The sequence below is a fragment of the Halomonas sp. 707D4 genome (assembly GCF_024158685.1).
GTDB lineage: Bacteria > Pseudomonadota > Gammaproteobacteria > Pseudomonadales > Halomonadaceae > Vreelandella.
In genome coordinates, this window is record NZ_JAMZBD010000512.1 from 1 (window position 1) to 2,131 (window position 2,131).

The following is a 2,131-nucleotide window of genomic DNA, read 5'->3' on the forward strand; positions in this document are numbered from 1 at the left end:
GCCAAGGACTACCTGCTGCTGCAATTCTTCATCGTGCGCGACGACCGCCTCGGGCGCGAGCTCGAGGCGCACCTGCTGCGCGCCGCAAAGCGCGGCGTGCGCATCTATTTTCTCTACGATGAGCTTGGCAGTCGCAAACTGCGCGACAACTACTTCAAGGAGCTGGCCGGGGCAGGGGCGGCGATCAGCCCGTTCGGCTCGTCACGAGGATTCAAGCACCGCTTCCAGCTCAATTTTCGCAATCATCGCAAGATCATGGTGATCGACGGCAAGAAAGGCTGGGTAGGGGGACTCAACGTCGGCGTGGAGTACCTGGGCGAGCATCCCCGTCACGGGCCCTGGCGCGATACCCACCTGAAGCTACAAGGCCCGGGCGTGCTGGGTCTGCAGGAAGCCTTCTGGGAAGATTGGCACTGGGCGACCGGCGAGGTGATCACCCTCAACTGGCACGCCGAGAACCATGCCCAGGAGGATCATCAGGTCGTTATCGTGCCCTCGGGGCCGGCGGACAAGCACGATACCGCAAGCCTGCTCGTCCAGCAGCTGATCCACAGCGCCGTGGACCGGCTGTGGGTGACGAGCCCCTATTTCGTGCCCGACCAGGGCGTGCAGGACGCACTGCGGCTTGCTGCCATGCGCGGGGTCGACGTACGGGTGATGATCCCCGAGCGGCCGGACCACCTGCTGGTGTTCTTGTCGGCCTTTTCGTTCTTGCCCGACATGCTGCGTGCCGGGGTAAAAATATACCGTTATCTTCCTGGATTTCTTCACCAAAAGGTCATGCTGATCGACTGCGACGCAGCGACCGTCGGAACGGTCAATCTCGACAACCGGTCGTTTCGCCTCAATTTCGAGGTCACCGCGTACATTCCGTCACCGGATTTCGCCGACAGCGTCGCCTGCATGCTGGAAAAGGACTTCGCGCGCTGCCGGCGGGTCACGATCGATGAAATCAACAGCCGGCCGCTCTGGAAGAAGGTCGTGTCCCGGGCCGCTTACCTGACCGCGCCCATTCAGTAGCCTGCAAGCCCCGTCGCCGGTATAAGGAGTTCCGGGTGAATCTAGAAACCAAATGGCTCGAGGATTTCGTCGCCCTCGCCAATACGCGCAGCTTCTCAGCGTCGGCTCGCCAGCGCCACGTCACCCAGCCGGCTTTCAGCCGGCGCATCCGAGCCCTCGAGCAGGCCCTCGACACGACCCTGGTGGATCGTTCGACCACGCCGATCGGGCTGACGGCGGAAGGGCAGCTCTTTCTGGTCACCGCACGCAACCTCGTCGATCAGTTGAACGAATCGATGAGTCATCTGCGCGGACTCTCAATCGCCAACGAGGCGCTCGACATCGTGGCGGCCCACTCGCTGGCCCTGAGCTTCTACCCACCCTGGATCTCGCGACTGCAAAAGGGGCTGGGGGAGCTTCCCACCCGGCTGGTGGCGATGAACGTGGGCGAGGCGATCCACGTGCTGCGCGAGGGCAACTGCGACCTGATGCTCGCCTACTACGACCCGTTCGCCACCATGCAGCTCGATACCAAGGTCTTCCCGTCGTTTTCCATCGGCAACGTCAAGATGCTGCCGGTATCGCTTGCCGATGCCGACGGCAAGCCGCTGTTCAGCCTGGACCAGTCGGAGCCCGTACCCTATCTCACCTACAGCCAGGGGGCCTTTCTGGGCCGCAGCGTGCACATGGTGCTCAAGAACGATCCACTGCGCCTCAAGCTGCGCACGGTCTACGAGACCGCCATGGCGGAAGGGCTCAAGGGCATGGTGATGCAGGGCGTGGGCATGGCCTGGATTCCCGATTTCTGCATTCGCGAGGAGCTCAAGAGCAAGCGGCTGGTGCGCGCCGGCGACGAGCGTCTGGACATTCCGCTCGAGATTCGCCTCTACCGCTGCTCGCTGGTTCACAAGCCCGGCGTCGAGCGGCTCTGGAAGCAGATGATGAAGTTGCCTCGGGACTTTCTACAGGCGTGAGCTAGCCGGTCCCGAAGTGAGCCGGCAGTCCCAGGAAATTCTGGATGATGAAGAAGTGATCCTCGAACAGGCTTTCCGGCTCGAGTTCGACGAGCCCCACCGTAGCTGGCGGGGTCGCACCCTGGCGGAAGCCTTCTACTTCGCCCTGCGCCCCGACC

2 protein-coding genes are annotated in these 2,131 nt (G+C 62.9%); both read left to right on the forward strand.

Features of this window, described 5'->3' with window-relative positions:
• Positions 1-1,020: cardiolipin synthase (gene cls, locus BIS11_RS15955; protein WP_253586522.1), on the forward strand; the 1,020-nt coding region annotated here is incomplete at its 5' end.
• Between the two features lie 35 nt (positions 1,021-1,055).
• Positions 1,056-1,973: a LysR substrate-binding domain-containing protein gene (locus tag BIS11_RS15960; protein ID WP_253420743.1), complete on the forward strand. Its 918-nt coding sequence runs from the start codon at positions 1,056-1,058 to the stop codon at positions 1,971-1,973.
• Positions 1,974-2,131 lie beyond the last annotated feature (158 nt).